Annotated in this window: 18 protein-coding genes; all 18 read left to right on the top strand. The window is 43.4% G+C overall.

Annotation, left to right across the window (positions count from 1 at the left end):
* The first annotated feature begins 3 nt into the window (after positions 1-3).
* The 18 genes from CS948_RS10360 to rpsC all read left to right on the top strand — a co-directional run bounded on the left by CS948_RS10360 (position 4) and on the right by rpsC (position 14,660).
* Positions 4-732, top strand: coding sequence for a DUF4843 domain-containing protein (locus CS948_RS10360; protein WP_176555006.1), 729 nt, complete (start codon positions 4-6; stop codon positions 730-732).
* 17 nt (positions 733-749) lie between these two features.
* Positions 750-2,333, top strand: coding sequence for a PKD-like family lipoprotein (locus CS948_RS10365; RefSeq protein ID WP_099291604.1), 1,584 nt, complete (start codon positions 750-752; stop codon positions 2,331-2,333).
* Positions 2,334-2,350: 17 nt separating this feature from the next.
* Entirely contained in the window at positions 2,351-3,442 is a 1,092-nt protein-coding gene (locus CS948_RS10370; RefSeq protein ID WP_099291605.1) for a thioredoxin family protein, read from the top strand.
* A 46-nt stretch (positions 3,443-3,488) separates the two neighbouring features.
* The gene (locus tag CS948_RS10375; RefSeq protein WP_099291606.1) at positions 3,489-4,640 is read left to right on the top strand and encodes a leucine-rich repeat domain-containing protein; all 1,152 of its coding nucleotides are present in this window, start codon (positions 3,489-3,491) and stop codon (positions 4,638-4,640) included.
* Positions 4,641-5,280: 640 nt separating this feature from the next.
* Positions 5,281-5,688: a LytTR family DNA-binding domain-containing protein gene (locus CS948_RS10380; protein WP_099291607.1), complete on the top strand. Its 408-nt coding sequence runs from the start codon at positions 5,281-5,283 to the stop codon at positions 5,686-5,688.
* A gap of 298 nt (positions 5,689-5,986) precedes the next feature.
* A complete protein-coding gene (locus tag CS948_RS10385; protein ID WP_255301953.1) occupies positions 5,987-6,775 on the top strand; it encodes an ATP-binding protein in 789 nt (262 codons plus the stop codon).
* A gap of 53 nt (positions 6,776-6,828) precedes the next feature.
* Positions 6,829-6,954, top strand: coding sequence for a hypothetical protein (locus tag CS948_RS21880; protein ID WP_255301954.1), 126 nt, complete (start codon positions 6,829-6,831; stop codon positions 6,952-6,954).
* A 275-nt stretch (positions 6,955-7,229) separates the two neighbouring features.
* Positions 7,230-7,643 (top strand): 30S ribosomal protein S12, encoded by a 414-nt coding sequence (gene rpsL / locus CS948_RS10390; RefSeq protein ID WP_099291608.1) that lies wholly within the window; start codon positions 7,230-7,232, stop codon positions 7,641-7,643.
* 110 nt (positions 7,644-7,753) lie between these two features.
* On the top strand, positions 7,754-8,233 hold the full coding sequence (gene rpsG / locus CS948_RS10395) for a 30S ribosomal protein S7 (RefSeq protein ID WP_099291609.1): 480 nt from the start codon (positions 7,754-7,756) through the stop codon (positions 8,231-8,233).
* Between the two features lie 19 nt (positions 8,234-8,252).
* Positions 8,253-10,355, top strand: coding sequence for an elongation factor G (gene fusA, locus CS948_RS10400; RefSeq protein WP_099291610.1), 2,103 nt, complete (start codon positions 8,253-8,255; stop codon positions 10,353-10,355).
* A 77-nt stretch (positions 10,356-10,432) separates the two neighbouring features.
* On the top strand, positions 10,433-10,738 hold the full coding sequence (gene rpsJ / locus CS948_RS10405) for a 30S ribosomal protein S10 (RefSeq protein ID WP_009137840.1): 306 nt from the start codon (positions 10,433-10,435) through the stop codon (positions 10,736-10,738).
* Between the two features lie 67 nt (positions 10,739-10,805).
* Positions 10,806-11,423 (top strand): 50S ribosomal protein L3, encoded by a 618-nt coding sequence (gene rplC / locus CS948_RS10410; RefSeq protein ID WP_099291611.1) that lies wholly within the window; start codon positions 10,806-10,808, stop codon positions 11,421-11,423.
* A complete protein-coding gene (rplD, locus tag CS948_RS10415) occupies positions 11,423-12,061 on the top strand; it encodes a 50S ribosomal protein L4 (RefSeq protein ID WP_099291612.1) in 639 nt (212 codons plus the stop codon). The genes rplC and rplD overlap by 1 nt, the downstream gene beginning before the upstream one ends.
* A 3-nt stretch (positions 12,062-12,064) precedes the next feature.
* The gene (rplW, locus tag CS948_RS10420; protein ID WP_099291613.1) at positions 12,065-12,355 is read left to right on the top strand and encodes a 50S ribosomal protein L23; all 291 of its coding nucleotides are present in this window, start codon (positions 12,065-12,067) and stop codon (positions 12,353-12,355) included.
* 5 nt (positions 12,356-12,360) lie between these two features.
* Positions 12,361-13,185: a 50S ribosomal protein L2 gene (gene rplB / locus CS948_RS10425; RefSeq protein WP_099291614.1), complete on the top strand. Its 825-nt coding sequence runs from the start codon at positions 12,361-12,363 to the stop codon at positions 13,183-13,185.
* A gap of 19 nt (positions 13,186-13,204) precedes the next feature.
* On the top strand, positions 13,205-13,474 hold the full coding sequence (rpsS, locus tag CS948_RS10430; protein ID WP_018337682.1) for a 30S ribosomal protein S19: 270 nt from the start codon (positions 13,205-13,207) through the stop codon (positions 13,472-13,474).
* A 36-nt stretch (positions 13,475-13,510) separates the two neighbouring features.
* Positions 13,511-13,930 (top strand): 50S ribosomal protein L22, encoded by a 420-nt coding sequence (gene rplV / locus CS948_RS10435; protein WP_099291615.1) that lies wholly within the window; start codon positions 13,511-13,513, stop codon positions 13,928-13,930.
* A 4-nt stretch (positions 13,931-13,934) separates the two neighbouring features.
* Entirely contained in the window at positions 13,935-14,660 is a 726-nt protein-coding gene (gene rpsC, locus CS948_RS10440; RefSeq protein WP_099291616.1) for a 30S ribosomal protein S3, read from the top strand.
* Positions 14,661-14,679: the final 19 nt, after the last annotated feature.

Raw genomic sequence — 14,679 nt, forward strand, 5'->3', positions numbered from 1 at the left:
TCAATGAATAAATATATAGCTAGCATAGCTTTGGCAGGAGGTTTGTTTTTGTTGGCGTCTTGTGAAAAGGAGCCGTTGGTATCATATCACGGTGGAAACTTTGTGAGTTTCCAAAAGCATGATTCGTATATCTCTTTTTTAGGGTATACGTATGAAGCAAGGCCTTTGGATACTTTGGTGGTGGAACTTGCCATTGGGGGAGATATGGCGGATTATGATCGGTATGTGACAGGGGTTGTGGTGGAAGATTCGGTCGGAGTGAAGGATGAAGAGAGACGGACGACGGCTACTCCTGATGAGTACCGGATTTTGGGCGGGGTAGTAAAGGCAGGGGAAGTATACGGAAAATTCGGCATTGAACTGGTAAATAGCGACCGATTGTTGGAAGAGGATTTGAAAGTGTGTATCAAGTTGGTGCCATCGGATGATTTTGAATTGGGGTTGCGTCCGAATGTGGAGATGGATATCACGTGGGTGCGGCGATTGGTGAAGCCGGCTACTTGGGAAAGAATGCGTACCTTCTTTTGTGATCAGTATAGTACGATTGTTTACCAGACGATTATTCAAGTGACCGGTCTGAGTGAAATTCCTATAGGGATGACTCGTGAAGAGTTACGAGTATTAGGACGGAAATTCGGTGATTATGTGCGAGCGTATAACGAAGAACACGGGACACCGATGGTGCATGATGACGGAGATGACAAAGGAACTATTGTTCGACCGATGTATTAATATCAAATAGAATAGCGATGAAGAAGATAAGTTTAAAATATGGTTGGGTAGGCTTGCTAGTCGGTTTGTTTTTTGCCTGTTCGTATGAAGATAAAAGTATTTATGTGGAGGAGTTGTTGCCCGAGATTTTCATCGACACGACTGGAGTGTCGGATGGAGCGATGGAGTTACGTGTAAGTAGAGATGCGTTGTTGTCTATTCATCCGAAAATTGTGTTTGAGGGGGCGACGGATGAGGATTTTGAGTATGAGTGGCGTTTGGGATTGAATATGGAAGGAGGATCGGCGGCAGGCATGGGCGATTATATTGTGCTTTCTACGCAGAAAGATTTGGACTGGGTTGTGGATATTTTTGGGACGCCGCAGTATAAGTTTTTTCCTTTGTGGTATCGAGTGAAGCATAAGAAGACGGGGATGATTGCCACAATCAAATGGTTACTCACGGTGCATTCGGAAGTACCTTCGGGTATGGTGGTGATTGACACGGAGGATGAGCAAACTTCTGATTTTACAGTAGTTCGGGACCGTTGTTTTATGAATACCATGGCTGATAAGCCTACTACTTATAACCGTAATATTTATTCGCGTACGCACGGGGGACAGAAGTTTGATGGGGTGGTGAAGAATATCTTCCATCAGAAGTTATATAAGGGTGCAGAATTGGTGGATTATATGCACGGATTTACCGATAATAACCGTATTTTCCGTATGGATACTTATAATTTTGATGTTATAGCAGAGGGGAAGGAGTTGTTTTATGATCCGGATATCGTGTTGAATATTGATAATTATGTAGAATTAGGTACTTGGCACGATGTGAGTGCTTTTTGTATTATCGATGGGAAATTGTATAAGCGTCTTAATGAGAGAAATGGAGATATTGTAATTAGTAAATTCGGTCTTCCTTTAACGATGGATGAGGGATGTCGTATTCCCTCACAACTTGCTGGAGCTGAGCGGTTGGTCTTTTTGAGCGAGGAGGACGGGAGGTTTTATCGGGTAAATATAAATGATTACGTGGATTATAACGCACCTAAACCTTATGCCGATTCGGTGGCTATCGGTGCAGCGTTTGACCCGAATAATTTGAAGGGATATAAAACTGTTGCAGCAGAGACCTTTGGGGTGCATGATTTTCGTTTTGTGTTAGAGAAGGAGGGAAAATATTATTTCTGTACGTTGAATAGAGATAACCCCGGGGAGTGGTATGATTTGTCGAATGCACCCGACATAGAGCATGCGGTGGCTTTTGCTATTGGTAAACAGGCGAATTATATATGGTATGCGACTCCGGATAAGGTCTATACAATCAACCGGAATATTGCAGGTAAATTATCTTATAATGAGTTCTATGATCCGGAGGATCCGATTGAGAAACTTTGGCTTCATAAAGGTTCTCTGGATGCTTCTAACCAAATGACGACTAGGGAATGTGGATTGCTTATTACGACATGGAACGGGACTGAAGGGAAGTTGCATTGGACAACTACCGGAAATGGTACAAATGCAACCGGGTATATTCTTTATGATTGGGAAAAACTTCCGGGGGTAGTTGTCTTTGATGGGTTTAAGAGAATTGTAGCAGTGGCTAATATTTGGTAAAATAAATAGTTTGTAAAATGAAAGAGAAGGTTATCATGTTCGTAATGGTGCTGATACTGCCATGTATGTTGTTTGCACAGGGGATTAGGTTTGAGGAGATAAGTTTTAAGGAGGCAATGACAAAGGCTCGGGTAGCGGGGAAATATTTATTGGTGGATTGTTATACGACGTGGTGCGGTCCGTGCAAGATGATGTCGGAGGAGGTGTTTACGCAGGCAAAGGCGGGGGAGTATTTTAATGAACGATTTGTGGCGGTGAAGATCGATATGGAGAAGGGGGAAGGTCTAGAGTTAGCTAAGCTGTTGAAAGTGACGTCGTATCCTACGTTTTTAGTATTTAAGAGCAATGAGACATTGGCTACTCGGTTTTCGGGTTCATGCAGTCTGGATGCTTTTATCGAGCAGGTGGAGAAGGGAATTGGGCAGGAGTTGTCGTACGAGGAGTTGGGGAAAAAGTATGCGAGTGGGAAGATGACAGAGGATGAGGTGATTGCATACGTGGGGGTGCTGACGAAAGGGGGAGAGTATGAGAAAGCGGTGGGGGTTGCTAATCGTTTGTTGGCGGAGTTGCCGGAGGAGAAGCATTTTGAGAGGAAGTATTGGGTGTTGTATGAGAATTGGGAGGTGGCGCCGATGGAGTCGGAGCATTTTAAGTTTATCTTGAAGCACAAGAAGCGGTTTGACGAAGGGGTAGGAAAGAAATGGGTGGATAATAAAATTGCGGGGGAGTACGAGGCTTATCTGTACCGGGTGTATGCGGGGAATATTATCCGGCCGCCGAAGTATGACGAGACAATTGTGAAGGAGATCGAGAAGCATGCGCCATTGCTGGCAGAGGATAAGTGTGAGAAGGTGTTGGCACAATGTGCTTTTGCTCGTGCCCGTGAGCATAAGAATCCGACGAAAATGCTAGAAGCGTTGGAACGGTTTGTGGATGAGTTGACAGAGCGTGATTTGTGGGGAATAACATCGGCCTTTTATAAGGCAGGAGGATTGTGGCGGATAGAAGACCGAGAGCGGGTGAGGGCTGTGGGAAGGAAGATGGCTGTCAAGGCAAAGGAGGAGGAGCGAGGGATTTATGTGAGGGATTTTTTATTGGAGGAGAAATGAGGGAATGACATAGTAATCACATTTATTAATATTAAAATTAGAAGATATGAAAAGAAAAGATTTGTTTTTGGTGTTTGTCACAATCTTATTCGTTGTTTTCGCTAGTTGTTCTAAATCTGACGAGGTTGTTCCTGAGGAACCGGAGGAACCAACAGCGCCTGGAGATAGTACAAGTATTGTACTTGTATCTATTGCTGATGATGCTTTTAAGGCCTATTTAGTTAAAAACTTCGATACGAATAGTGATGGCGCAATCAGCGTTGAAGAGGCTATGTTGGTAAAGAAGATAGAGTGTGGAGAATTAGGCATCGCATCTTTGGAGGGAATTGAGAATTTTAAGAATTTGACTTATTTGTCTTGTAACAAGAATCAACTTACCGAGTTGGATCTTAGTTTGAATGAGGCTTTGACTTATTTGGACTGTTCTGAGAATCAAATCACGGATTTGGGGCTTAGTGAAAATGTAAATTTAGAGGTTTTGAAGTGTCAGAAGAATGAACTTTCTGGATTGGATTGTAGTATACAGACAGAATTAAGCTACCTGAATTGTTCAAATAATCAACTTACGGTTTTGGGGCTGAGTGAGAATGCTGTTCTGGATACCGTATATTGTGCTGGAAATAAGTTCTCTAAATTGGATCTTAGCGCAAGTACGGGTTTGGTCTACTTGGAGTGTGCTTACAGTGGAATTTCTGAATTGAATTTGGGTGCAAATACTTCTTTGACCTATTTGTCTTGTGGTGGTAATTCGCTTGCCTCTTTCGATGTCAGTATGTTCTCAACTTTGACTCATCTGTATTGTAGCGAAATAGGTTGCATTACCTTAGACCTTAGTAAATGTACGGCATTGACAAAGTTGGAGTGTAGTGGTAATCAGAACCTCACGTCCTTGGATGTCAGTGCATGTACTGCTTTGACTTCTCTGTATTGTGATAGAAATGCTCTCACGACGTTGAATGTTGTAGGATGTTCTGCTTTGGAATATGTGAATTGTAGTGCTAATCAACTCACGTCCTTGAGTGTTAAGGGATGTACTGCATTGACCAGCTTGAATTGTTATAGCTGTGGTCTCGGGCTATCAGAAATGATTAATATGTGTTTAACTTTGCCTGAAGGGAATGGTGGTACCGTGATCTATCAAGACGAAATTCCTTCTGGATTGTTAGATTCAAAAGGCTGGACTTGGTCACGGTATTAAATTATATAGCTCCCTCAAAGCGTAATATGGCTTTGAGGGAGTTTTTTAGTTCGTTTAGCATGGGTATATTCTAATGGGTGCAAGTCCCTAACATACCTATAAATATTGTGTTGATTGGATTTTGAAAAATACTTAGACACAGTCAATCACGGCAAGTTGATAGAAGGTTTGTTGCGTGCAGTTAGGAGGAACGTGTTATTTTTTCATCCATAAATACTTGCTTTGTGGGGTAATGCTAGGCGATTATCACGAAGACCGTGTTCAGGGTATAGTCCAAGAGAGCCCTTTGAGTCCTTTGTTGAGCAATGTTGGACATAGGGTTGGAATCTCGAGGTCATAGATTTGTGTGTTACACGTATGACTGCATGATTTTCTGCAAGAACAAATGTTCTGCCTCATGTGTAAAGGAGAGTGTAATTGCTTTTCTTGAGAAGCGTCTTTTCTTAAAAAGAATTTTGCAGATGAATGGCTTCCCTGCGGAATACTAGCTGCTGTCATGAACAATGACAAATTGAAGCAGTATATTGCATCGTGAATAGAGAACCGCTACGTACTGAACAGTAGGCGTGGTGGCGTGAGATTTGCTTTTATTGTTTACGCCCGTCGGTGATTTTTTCATGAGACATAAATTTAATTGTCAATGAAAACAGATTTATCGGGTGTAAGTGCACCTTTGAGGGTGTCACCGCTGGTGGCAGATGGCTTGCTTATTCGTCAGGACGAGTATTACAAGAAATATTTTTATGCCGAAATCCTTTGGATAGAGGCATCGGGTAATTATTGTTATTTTCATTTTAAAGATAAATCCCGGATTACCGTGGCGTGCCGTTTGGGTAGCGTGGAGTTGCAACTACCAGACGCCTATCTTGTGCGTGTACACCGTGGTTTTATCCTGAACCTGCGTTATGTCGACACGTGGGCGGGCAACTCCTTGCGGGTTGGGGATAAATGGTTCCCGATGGGGGATTATTACCGGAAAAACGTGTTGGCTTGTTTTAATATACTGGATACTTCCCGGGAGAACCCGAAAAGGGGGAACGAGGAGTAATCGTGTAATTTAATATTCACCGGTCTCGTGGATAGATTTATCGACGGGTGCCGGTGAATGTTTAGTACAAGAGTACACTCTTGGAGAGTTGATATTGGGTTCAAGCTTAGATGATTATTCTTCTAAATTACAGAAATGTTGTATCAATAACTTTGGGTATAGAAATATTTATTATTGTATTTCCGGTCAGTTTGAAGAAAAAAAAGTATTTTTGTACTGACAAAATGGTTGTAATATACAACTAAAATTTCAAAAAGTTTATCCGCTATCATTTGCAGAATACTTGTCTGTGGCTCGGATGGAGAAAGCTGATGCACTGGAGGAGTATCTGATGTACGGCGGTATGCCTTTGGCGGTTCTTGAGCCGGATGAAAAGGAAAAACGTAAATATTTGAAAGGTCTGTTCTCGAATGTCTATATCAAGGACATTGTGGAACGCTACAACCTAAAGGATGACAATACATTGAGTGCTTTGATTGATGCACTCTCATCGTCAGTAGGCTCACTGACGAATCCGAACAAACTGGCCAATACAGCAGGTTCTTTGATGGGAAAATTGCCTTCGCACAATACTATCAAAAACTATTTGGACTATGTGGAGGATGCTTTTCTTTTCCAGAGCGCAAAACGATGGGATGTGAAAGGACGTAAGTATTTCGACACGATTCAGAAGTATTACGCCATGGATTTAGGATTGAGAAATGCTAGGTTGAATTTCCGTCAGCAAGAGCGTTCGCACCTGATGGAGAATATGATTTACAATGACTTGATTCGCAGAGGTTATTCAGTGGATGTGGGCATTGTAGAGTTGACACGTGTAATAGACGGCAAGCGTAAGTTGTCGCAATATGAGATTGACTTTGTGGTTAACGTGGGCAATGACAAGGTGTATATTCAGTCGGCATTGAATGTGGACACTCCTGAGAAGAAAGCACAAGAGGTTTTCTCGCTGAGAAACACTGGCGACTTTTTTCGCAAGATTGTTGTGCTGGACGGTAGCCGCAAACTTTGGTCGGATGAAGATGGTGTGTTGTATGTGGGTGTGATCCCATTCTTATTGGAGGATGTTGTGGCGGAGGTGATTTAGGCGAATTAACGCTTGACGAACACTTATCGACGGGTGCCGGTGAATTCCTGACAATGGTTGCTTCGGATTACTTGAAGCCGAAAGTACGCGTAAACAACTGGGTGCTGGACGTGGTAGACGCACTGGAGGCGGGTGACATGGAACAATTTCGTGTGCTGTTGACTTCATTTTCCAGATAGGGATAACTTCTATTGTAATCCCGGTGAAGATAGGGAACAAATTCCTTTTAAACTCCTTTCAAACTCCTTTCAAACTCGTTCGGGAAGGTTTTTGAAAAGAGTTTGATGTGAAAGGGAAAGGAAAATGCGAGTTTATTGGTTTATAAGTACGGCTAACCTTCTCACTGTCTTGCCCTTTTTTTGAAAAAAAAGATAGAATTGTTTGGTGGTGAAATATAAAGTTCGTACATTCGCGAGCCAAATTGAATAAAAGTAACTAATTTAAAAGTACTTGTATGCCAACTATTCAACAGTTAGTAAGAAAAGGAAGAACAAAAATCCAGGACAAAAGCAAGGCTCCGGCTTTGGATGGTTGTCCGCAAAGACGCGGGGTTTGTGTTCGTGTGTACACGACAACCCCGAAGAAACCAAACTCAGCGATGAGAAAGGTTGCCAGAGTTAGATTAACCAACGGAAAAGAGGTAAATGCTTACATTCCGGGAGAAGGACACAATTTGCAAGAGCACTCTATCGTTTTGATTAGAGGTGGTCGTGTGAAAGACCTTCCGGGAGTTCGTTATCACTTGGTTCGCGGTACATTGGATGCTGCCGGTGTTAACGGTCGTTTACAGAGTCGTTCCAAGTATGGTGCCAAGAGACCGAAAAAAGGTGCTGCTCCGGCCGCTCCCGCTAAAGGTAAGAAAAAGTAAGAATTAACAGGAGTTGTTTATGGGTTGTTCCCGAAAAGTTGAGTAAATGGTCGTGAGACCGTTGAAGACCGGAAAGGGCAGCGAACGAACAAATTCGTAAACTAGAAGAGATGAGAAAGAGTAAACCAAAAAAGAGAATCCTGTTACCGGACCCGAAGTTTAACGATGTATTAGTAACTCGGTTCGTTAATGATTTGATGGTAGACGGAAAGAAGTCTATCGCGTTTAGAATTTTCTACGATGCTATTGATATCGTGGAAGAAAAAATGAGCAAAAAAGAAGAAAAGCCAGCGTTGGAAATCTGGAAACAAGCTTTGGAGAATATCACTCCGCAGGTTGAGGTGAAGAGTCGTCGTGTAGGTGGTGCTACGTTCCAAGTGCCGACGGAAATCAACCCGATGAGAAAAAGAGCTCTCTCCGTGAAAAATATGATTCTGTTCTCTCGCAAAAGAAGCGGTAGAAACATGGCAGAAAAACTAGCTGCTGAAATCATGGCTGCATACAAGGAAGAAGGAGCGGCTTACAAGAAGAAAGAGGATATTCACCGTATGGCTGAAGCCAACAGAGCTTTTGCACATTTCAGATTTTAATTGAAGGGATAGAAAGAAGATGGCAAAAAGAGATTTACATTTTACAAGAAACATCGGTATCATGGCTCACATTGATGCCGGAAAAACCACAACGACTGAGCGTATCCTGTATTTCACGGGGGTGAACCACAAGATTGGTGAAACTCACGATGGTACGGCTACCATGGACTGGATGGTGCAGGAGCAGGAGAGGGGTATCACCATTACTTCTGCCGCTACCACTTGTTTCTGGAATTATCAGGACCAGCAATATAAAATCAATATTATTGATACCCCGGGACACGTTGACTTTACCGTTGAGGTAGAGCGTTCATTGCGTGTGTTGGACGGTGCTGTTGCATTGTTCTGTGCCGTGGGTGGAGTGGAAGCACAATCGGAGACCGTTTGGCGTCAGGCAAACAAGTACGGGGTTCCGAGAATCGCTTTCGTGAACAAAATGGACCGTTCAGGTGCTGACTTCTTCAAGGCAGTACGTGAGATTCGCGAGAAATTGAAAGCTAACCCGATTCCTCTGGAGTTGCCTATCGGTGCTGAAGAGAATTTCGAGGGAGTAATCGATTTGATCGAGATGAAGGCTTACGTGTGGGAGAATGGATCGAAGGATGCTACAATTAAAGAAGTTCCGGCTAATTTATTAGCGGAAGCTCAAGAATGGAGAGAGAAGTTGGTTGAGGCTGCCGCTGTTCAGGATGAGGCTTTGATGGAACGTTTCTTCGAGGATCCTGATTCTATCACGGTTGAAGAATTGAAAGCCGTGGTTCGTAAAGCCGTTATCGCTATGGATTTCTGTCCGGTGATGTGCGGTTCTTCGTTCAAGAACAAAGGTGTTCAGAATTTGTTGGATGCCGTTATCGCTTATTTGCCGCACCCGCTGGATATTCCGGCTGCTGCAGGTAAAAGACCGGGAACAGAAGAATCCGTGACTTTCGAGATTGATCCTGATGCTCCGCTTTCCGCGTTGGCATTCAAGATCGCGACTGACCCGTTCGTGGGACGTTTGTGCTATACACGTGTTTACTCTGGTAAAATCGAGGCTGGTTCATACGTTTACAACCCGCGTACAGAGAAGAAAGAGCGTATTTCTCGTTTGTTCCAGATGCACTCCAATAAACAACAGCCTAAGGATGTGATCGAGGCTGGTGATATTTGTGCTTGCGTTGGATTTAAAGATATTCGTACCGGTGATACCTTGTGTTCTGAGGAAAATCAAATCGTATTGGAAAGTATGACATTCCCGGAACCGGTGATCGGTATTGCTGTTGAGCCGCTTACGCAGAAAGATACGGATAAGTTAGGTATGGCTTTGGCTAAATTGGCTGAAGAAGACCCGACTTTCCGCGTGAAGACTGACGAGGATTCAGGGCAAACCGTGATTAGTGGTATGGGTGAGCTTCACTTGGATATTATCCTTGACCGTCTGAGACGTGAGTTTAAGGTTGAATGTAACCAAGGTGCTCCTCAGGTTGCTTACAAAGAGGCTATCAACGGAACGGTTGAACACCGTCACGTGTTCAAGAAACAAACTGGAGGTCGCGGTAAATTCGCTGATATCATCTTCAGAATGGAACCGGCAGAAGAAGGAAAAGAAGGTTTGACTTTCGTGAACGAGGTGAAAGGTGGTAATATCCCGAAGGAGTTTATCCCGTCTGTAGAGAAAGGATTCAAGGATGCCATGGTAAACGGTGTTTTGGCCGGATACGAGTTGGTGAGCTTGAAAATTACTTTGCTTGACGGTTCGTTCCACCCGGTTGACTCTGATGCTTTGTCTTTCGAAATGGCCGCTAAGATCGGTTACAAGGAAGCAGCACAGAAAGCGAAACCGGTGTTGTTGGAGCCGATCATGAAACTCGAGGTGGTAACCCCGGAAGAGTACATGGGAGATATTATCGGTGACTTGAACCGTCGTCGCGGACAAGTTGAAGGAATGGAGTCAAGAGCCGGAGCTCGCGTGATCGAGGCCAAAGTGCCGCTTGCAGAGCAATTCGGTTACGTGACCGTTTTGAGAACTTTGTCTTCCGGTCGTGCAAGTTCATCCATGGAGTTCTCGCATTACGCTGAGGTACCGAAGGGCATTGCCAAGGAAGTCGTAGAGAAGAATAACGGTAGAGTAGAATTATTGTAAGAATTTTGGATTAGTGATTTACGATTCAAGAGTGATCGAGAGTCGTAAATCTTAAATCATAAATCATAATTAAAAACATGAGCCAAAAAATCAGAATTAAGTTGAAATCTTACGATCACAACTTGGTTGACAAGTCTGCAGAGAAGATTGTAAAGACAGTAAAGGCTACCGGCGCAGTGGTAAGCGGACCGATTCCGCTTCCGACTCACAAGGGTATTTTTACTGTAAACCGCTCTACGTTCGTGAACAAAAAGAGCCGTGAACAATTCTTGGTATGCACGTTCAAAAGATTGATCGACATCTACAGTTCTACTGCAGGTACGATCGACGCTTTGATGAAACTAGAGTTACCGAGCGGTGTTGAAGTAGAGATTAAAGTATGATAACGGCGAAAACCTATGTCGTTATTAGAGAGATTGAAAACCTATTTTTAAAAAGAGAAAAAAAGAGATGCCAGGTTTAATTGGAAAAAAAGTCGGAATGACTTCCGTATTCAGTGCCGAGGGAAAAAGTGTTCCATGCACTGTGATTGAGGCCGGTCCATGTGTTGTAACTCAGGTAAAAACTGTAGAGAAAGACGGTTACACAGCACTTCAGTTGGGTTTTGATGACAAAAAAGAAAAACACACAACGAAGCCGCTAAGTGGACATTTTAAGAAGGCAGGCACAACTCCGAAAAGAAAGCTCGTTGAGTTTTCAGGGTATGATGTCGAGTACAAGTTAGGAGATGTAATTGACGTGAAACTGTTCGAGGGAACAGAATACGTTGATGTTGTAGGGACCAGCAAGGGAAAAGGATTCCAAGGTGTTGTGAAACGCCACGGTTTTGCTGGAGTTGGAGAGGCTACTCACGGTCAGCACAACCGTCAGAGAAAGCCGGGATCTATCGGTGCTTGTTCTACACCGTCACGCGTTTTCAAAGGAATGCGCATGGGTGGACAAACAGGTGGTGATAGAATAACGGTTCAGAATCTGGAAGTGTTGAAGGTGATACCCGAGAATAATTTGTTATTGGTGAAGGGTTCTATTCCCGGAGCTAAAGGTTCATACGTAATTATCGAGAAGTAATGGAGTTAAGTGTATTAAACATTGCCGGACAAGAGACAGGCAGGAAGATAGAGTTAAATGACGCTATCTTCGGGATTCAGCCTAACGAACACGCTATCTATCTTGATGTAAAGCAGTTTTTAGCGAACAACCGCCAAGGAACCCACAAGTCAAAACAAAGAAACGAGATTTCCGGTAGTACCCGCAAGCTGAAAAAGCAAAAAGGTACCGGTGGTGCCCGTGCTGGTGGTATCAAGAGCCCTCTGTTCAGGGGTGGTGGTAGAGTGTTTGGACCCGTACCAAGAGATTATAGCTTCAAATTAAACAAGAAGCTGAAAAGATTGGCCCGTAAATCAGCGTTATCTGTGAAAGTTGCTGAAAATGCAGTTACTATTGTTGAGGATCTCAACTTCGAGGCACCGAAGACAAAACAGATGGTACAGCTGTTGAATAACCTGAAATTAGGTGATCGGAACATCCTGTTGGTGACGAACGAGATGAACGATAACGTTCTGTTATCCGCTCGTAACTTGCAATACTTGGATGTGATGAGAGTTTGCGATCTTGCAACTTACAATATCATGAGAGCTAAGAATCTCGTGTTCGTTGAAAGTTCGGTGCAGGGCCTGAATGAAATGTTCAATCTTAATGAAGAGTAAGACATGCAAGTGATATTTAAGCCCATTTTGTCAGAGAAAATGACAGCATTGACTGACAAGCAGAACAGAGTAGCGTTTGTTGTAAACAAAGCAGCGAATAAATTAGAGATTAAGAGAGCAGTTGAAGCAATGTACAGCGTGACCGTGAAGAATGTAAACACGATGGTGTACCAGGGAGATGCAAAATCCCGTTACACGAAAGCAGGTGTTATCTCCGGAAGAACCGCTTCATTCAAGAAAGCAATTGTGACCTTAGCAGAAGGTGATAGTATTGATTTTTTTAGCAATATTTAATTAAGATGGCTGTAAGAAAATTAAACCCTGTAACTCCTGGTCAGAGACATAAGGTAGCGATTACCTTTGATCAGTTGACTACAGATAGACCTGAGAAATCATTGTTAGGACCGAAGAAAAGAACCGGTGGACGTAACCATTCCGGTAAAATGACAATGAGATATATAGGTGGTGGTCATAAACAAAGATACAGAATAATAGATTTCAAACGCGATAAGGATAATGTTCCGGCTCGTGTTGCAACGATCGAGTACGATCCCAATCGTACGGCGAGAATTGCTCTATTAGTGTATGCAGACGGAGAAAAACGTTACATCGTGGCACCGGACGGGTTGCAAATTGATCAAACCGTGATGAGTGGTGCAGGTGTTGCTCCGGAAGTAGGTAATTCTTTGTTCTTATCTGAAATCCCACTAGGTACAATCATTCATAACATCGAGTTGAGACCGCAGCAGGGAGCCGTGATGGCTCGTAGTGCCGGTTCATACGCTCAGTTAGTGGCGAGAGACGGTAAATACGTTTCTATCAAGTTACCTTCCGGTGAGGTTCGTATGGTGTTGGCAGCTTGTCGCGCCACAGTAGGTACGGTGTCTAACTCCGACCACGCTTTGGAACGTTCAGGTAAAGCCGGTCGTACGCGCTGGTTAGGTCGCAGACCTCGCGTGAGAGGTGTCGTGATGAACCCGGTTGATCACCCGATGGGTGGTGGTGAAGGCCGCGCTTCAGGAGGACATCCTCGCTCAAGAAAAGGCTTGTTGGCTAAAGGATACAAGACTAGAGCTCCGAAGAAGCACTCTAGCAAGTATATCATAGAAAGAAGGAAAAAATAACTGATTAATTATTGATGTTATGAGTCGTTCGTTAAAAAAAGGCCCTTTTATAGATTTCAAGCTAGAGAAAAAAGTATTGGTGATGAATGAGTCCAATAAGAAATCGGTTGTTAAAACCTGGGCTCGTCATTCCATGATTTCTCCGGACTTCGTAGGGCACACTATCGCTGTACACAACGGTAATAAATTTATCCCGGTATTCGTGACTGAAAATATGGTAGGTCATAAATTGGGAGAATTTGCGCCGACGCGTACATTTAGAGGCCATGCTGATAAGAAGAAAAAATAATGCATGGTAAGGTTGAACTAAAGAAGATGTATTAAAATGGGTGCAAGAAAAAGATTAAGAGCAAATCAGAATAAAGAAGCCAAAAAAGAGAAGGCTTTTGCAATTCTTCGCGATTGTCCTACATCTCCTCAAAAAATGAGATTGGTGGCAGACTTGGTTCGCGGAGTAGATGTACAGAAAGCTTTGGATATGCTTAAGTTTTGTCCTAAAGAAGCTGCTCGTAAGGTTGAAAAGCTGTTGCTTTCAGCGATTGCAAACTGGGAACAGAAGAACGAAGGGAAGCGTGTTGACGAAGCAGCCCTGTTCGTGAAAGAGATTTTCGTTGACGGTGCAGGTATGTTGAAAAGACTTAGACCGGCCCCGCAAGGAAGAGCACACCGGATTCGTAAACGTTCAAATCACGTGACGATCGTGCTGGGAAGCAAGACAGCTGTAGAAAACATTACAAAAGAATAGTTACATGGGACAGAAAGTTAATCCAATAAGCAATAGATTAGGAATCATCAAAGGATGGGATTCTAACTGGTTTGGCGGTAAAAACTATGGCGATAAATTGGTGGAAGATTACAAGATCAGAAAGTATCTGAACGCCCGTCTCGCTAAAGCAGGAATCGCTAAAATTGTTATCGAGAGAACTTTGAAACTCATCACTATCACGATCAACACCGCTCGTCCGGGTATTATCATCGGTAAAGGAGGTCAGGAAGTTGACAAGTTGAAAGAGGAGTTGAAGAAGATCACCGATAAGGAAGTTCAAATTAATATCTTCGAGATCAAGCGTCCGGAATTGGATGCCGTGATCGTGGGCAATAACATAGCTCGTCAGTTGGAAGGCCGCGTAGCTTACCGTAGAGCTATCAAGATGGCTATCGCTTCAACCATGAGAATGGGAGCGGAAGGTATCAAAATTTTGATCTCCGGTCGTTTGAACGGTGCGGAAATGGCGAGAGCCGAAATCTACAAGGAAGGTAGAATTCCGTTGCACACGTTCCGCGCTGATATAGACTACGCTCAGGCCGAGGCTTTGACTACCTACGGTCAGCTGGGTATTAAAGTTTGGATTTGCAAAGGAGAGGTTTACGGTAAACGCGAACTGGTTCCGAACGCGCTGGTAAGTGCTCCGAGAGAGAACAACCGTCCGAACAATGCCGGCAAAAAAGGCGGGTTTAAAAAGAGAAAAAAATAGTCTTTTAACTTTTAAACAG

The sequence above is a fragment of the Butyricimonas sp. Marseille-P3923 genome (assembly GCF_900184685.1).
Taxonomy (GTDB): Bacteria; Bacteroidota; Bacteroidia; order Bacteroidales; family Marinifilaceae; genus Butyricimonas; species Butyricimonas muris.

Excerpts from the sequence above, each read along its gene's own strand:
- CS948_RS10360 (WP_176555006.1), top strand. The coding sequence starts at position 4 with ATGAATAAATATATAGCTAGCATAGCTTTGGCAGGAGGTTTGTTTTTG.
- CS948_RS10365 (WP_099291604.1), top strand. The coding sequence starts at position 750 with ATGAAGAAGATAAGTTTAAAATATGGTTGGGTAGGCTTGCTAGTCGGT.
- CS948_RS10370 (WP_099291605.1), top strand. The coding sequence starts at position 2,351 with ATGAAAGAGAAGGTTATCATGTTCGTAATGGTGCTGATACTGCCATGT.
- CS948_RS10375 (WP_099291606.1), top strand. The coding sequence starts at position 3,489 with ATGAAAAGAAAAGATTTGTTTTTGGTGTTTGTCACAATCTTATTCGTT.
- CS948_RS10380 (WP_099291607.1), top strand. The coding sequence starts at position 5,281 with ATGAAAACAGATTTATCGGGTGTAAGTGCACCTTTGAGGGTGTCACCG.
- CS948_RS10385 (WP_255301953.1), top strand. The coding sequence starts at position 5,987 with ATGGAGAAAGCTGATGCACTGGAGGAGTATCTGATGTACGGCGGTATG.
- CS948_RS21880 (WP_255301954.1), top strand. The coding sequence starts at position 6,829 with ATGGTTGCTTCGGATTACTTGAAGCCGAAAGTACGCGTAAACAACTGG.
- rpsL (WP_099291608.1), top strand. The coding sequence starts at position 7,230 with ATGCCAACTATTCAACAGTTAGTAAGAAAAGGAAGAACAAAAATCCAG.
- rpsG (WP_099291609.1), top strand. The coding sequence starts at position 7,754 with ATGAGAAAGAGTAAACCAAAAAAGAGAATCCTGTTACCGGACCCGAAG.
- fusA (WP_099291610.1), top strand. The coding sequence starts at position 8,253 with ATGGCAAAAAGAGATTTACATTTTACAAGAAACATCGGTATCATGGCT.
- rpsJ (WP_009137840.1), top strand. The coding sequence starts at position 10,433 with ATGAGCCAAAAAATCAGAATTAAGTTGAAATCTTACGATCACAACTTG.
- rplC (WP_099291611.1), top strand. The coding sequence starts at position 10,806 with ATGCCAGGTTTAATTGGAAAAAAAGTCGGAATGACTTCCGTATTCAGT.
- rplD (WP_099291612.1), top strand. The coding sequence starts at position 11,423 with ATGGAGTTAAGTGTATTAAACATTGCCGGACAAGAGACAGGCAGGAAG.
- rplW (WP_099291613.1), top strand. The coding sequence starts at position 12,065 with ATGCAAGTGATATTTAAGCCCATTTTGTCAGAGAAAATGACAGCATTG.
- rplB (WP_099291614.1), top strand. The coding sequence starts at position 12,361 with ATGGCTGTAAGAAAATTAAACCCTGTAACTCCTGGTCAGAGACATAAG.
- rpsS (WP_018337682.1), top strand. The coding sequence starts at position 13,205 with ATGAGTCGTTCGTTAAAAAAAGGCCCTTTTATAGATTTCAAGCTAGAG.
- rplV (WP_099291615.1), top strand. The coding sequence starts at position 13,511 with ATGGGTGCAAGAAAAAGATTAAGAGCAAATCAGAATAAAGAAGCCAAA.
- rpsC (WP_099291616.1), top strand. The coding sequence starts at position 13,935 with ATGGGACAGAAAGTTAATCCAATAAGCAATAGATTAGGAATCATCAAA.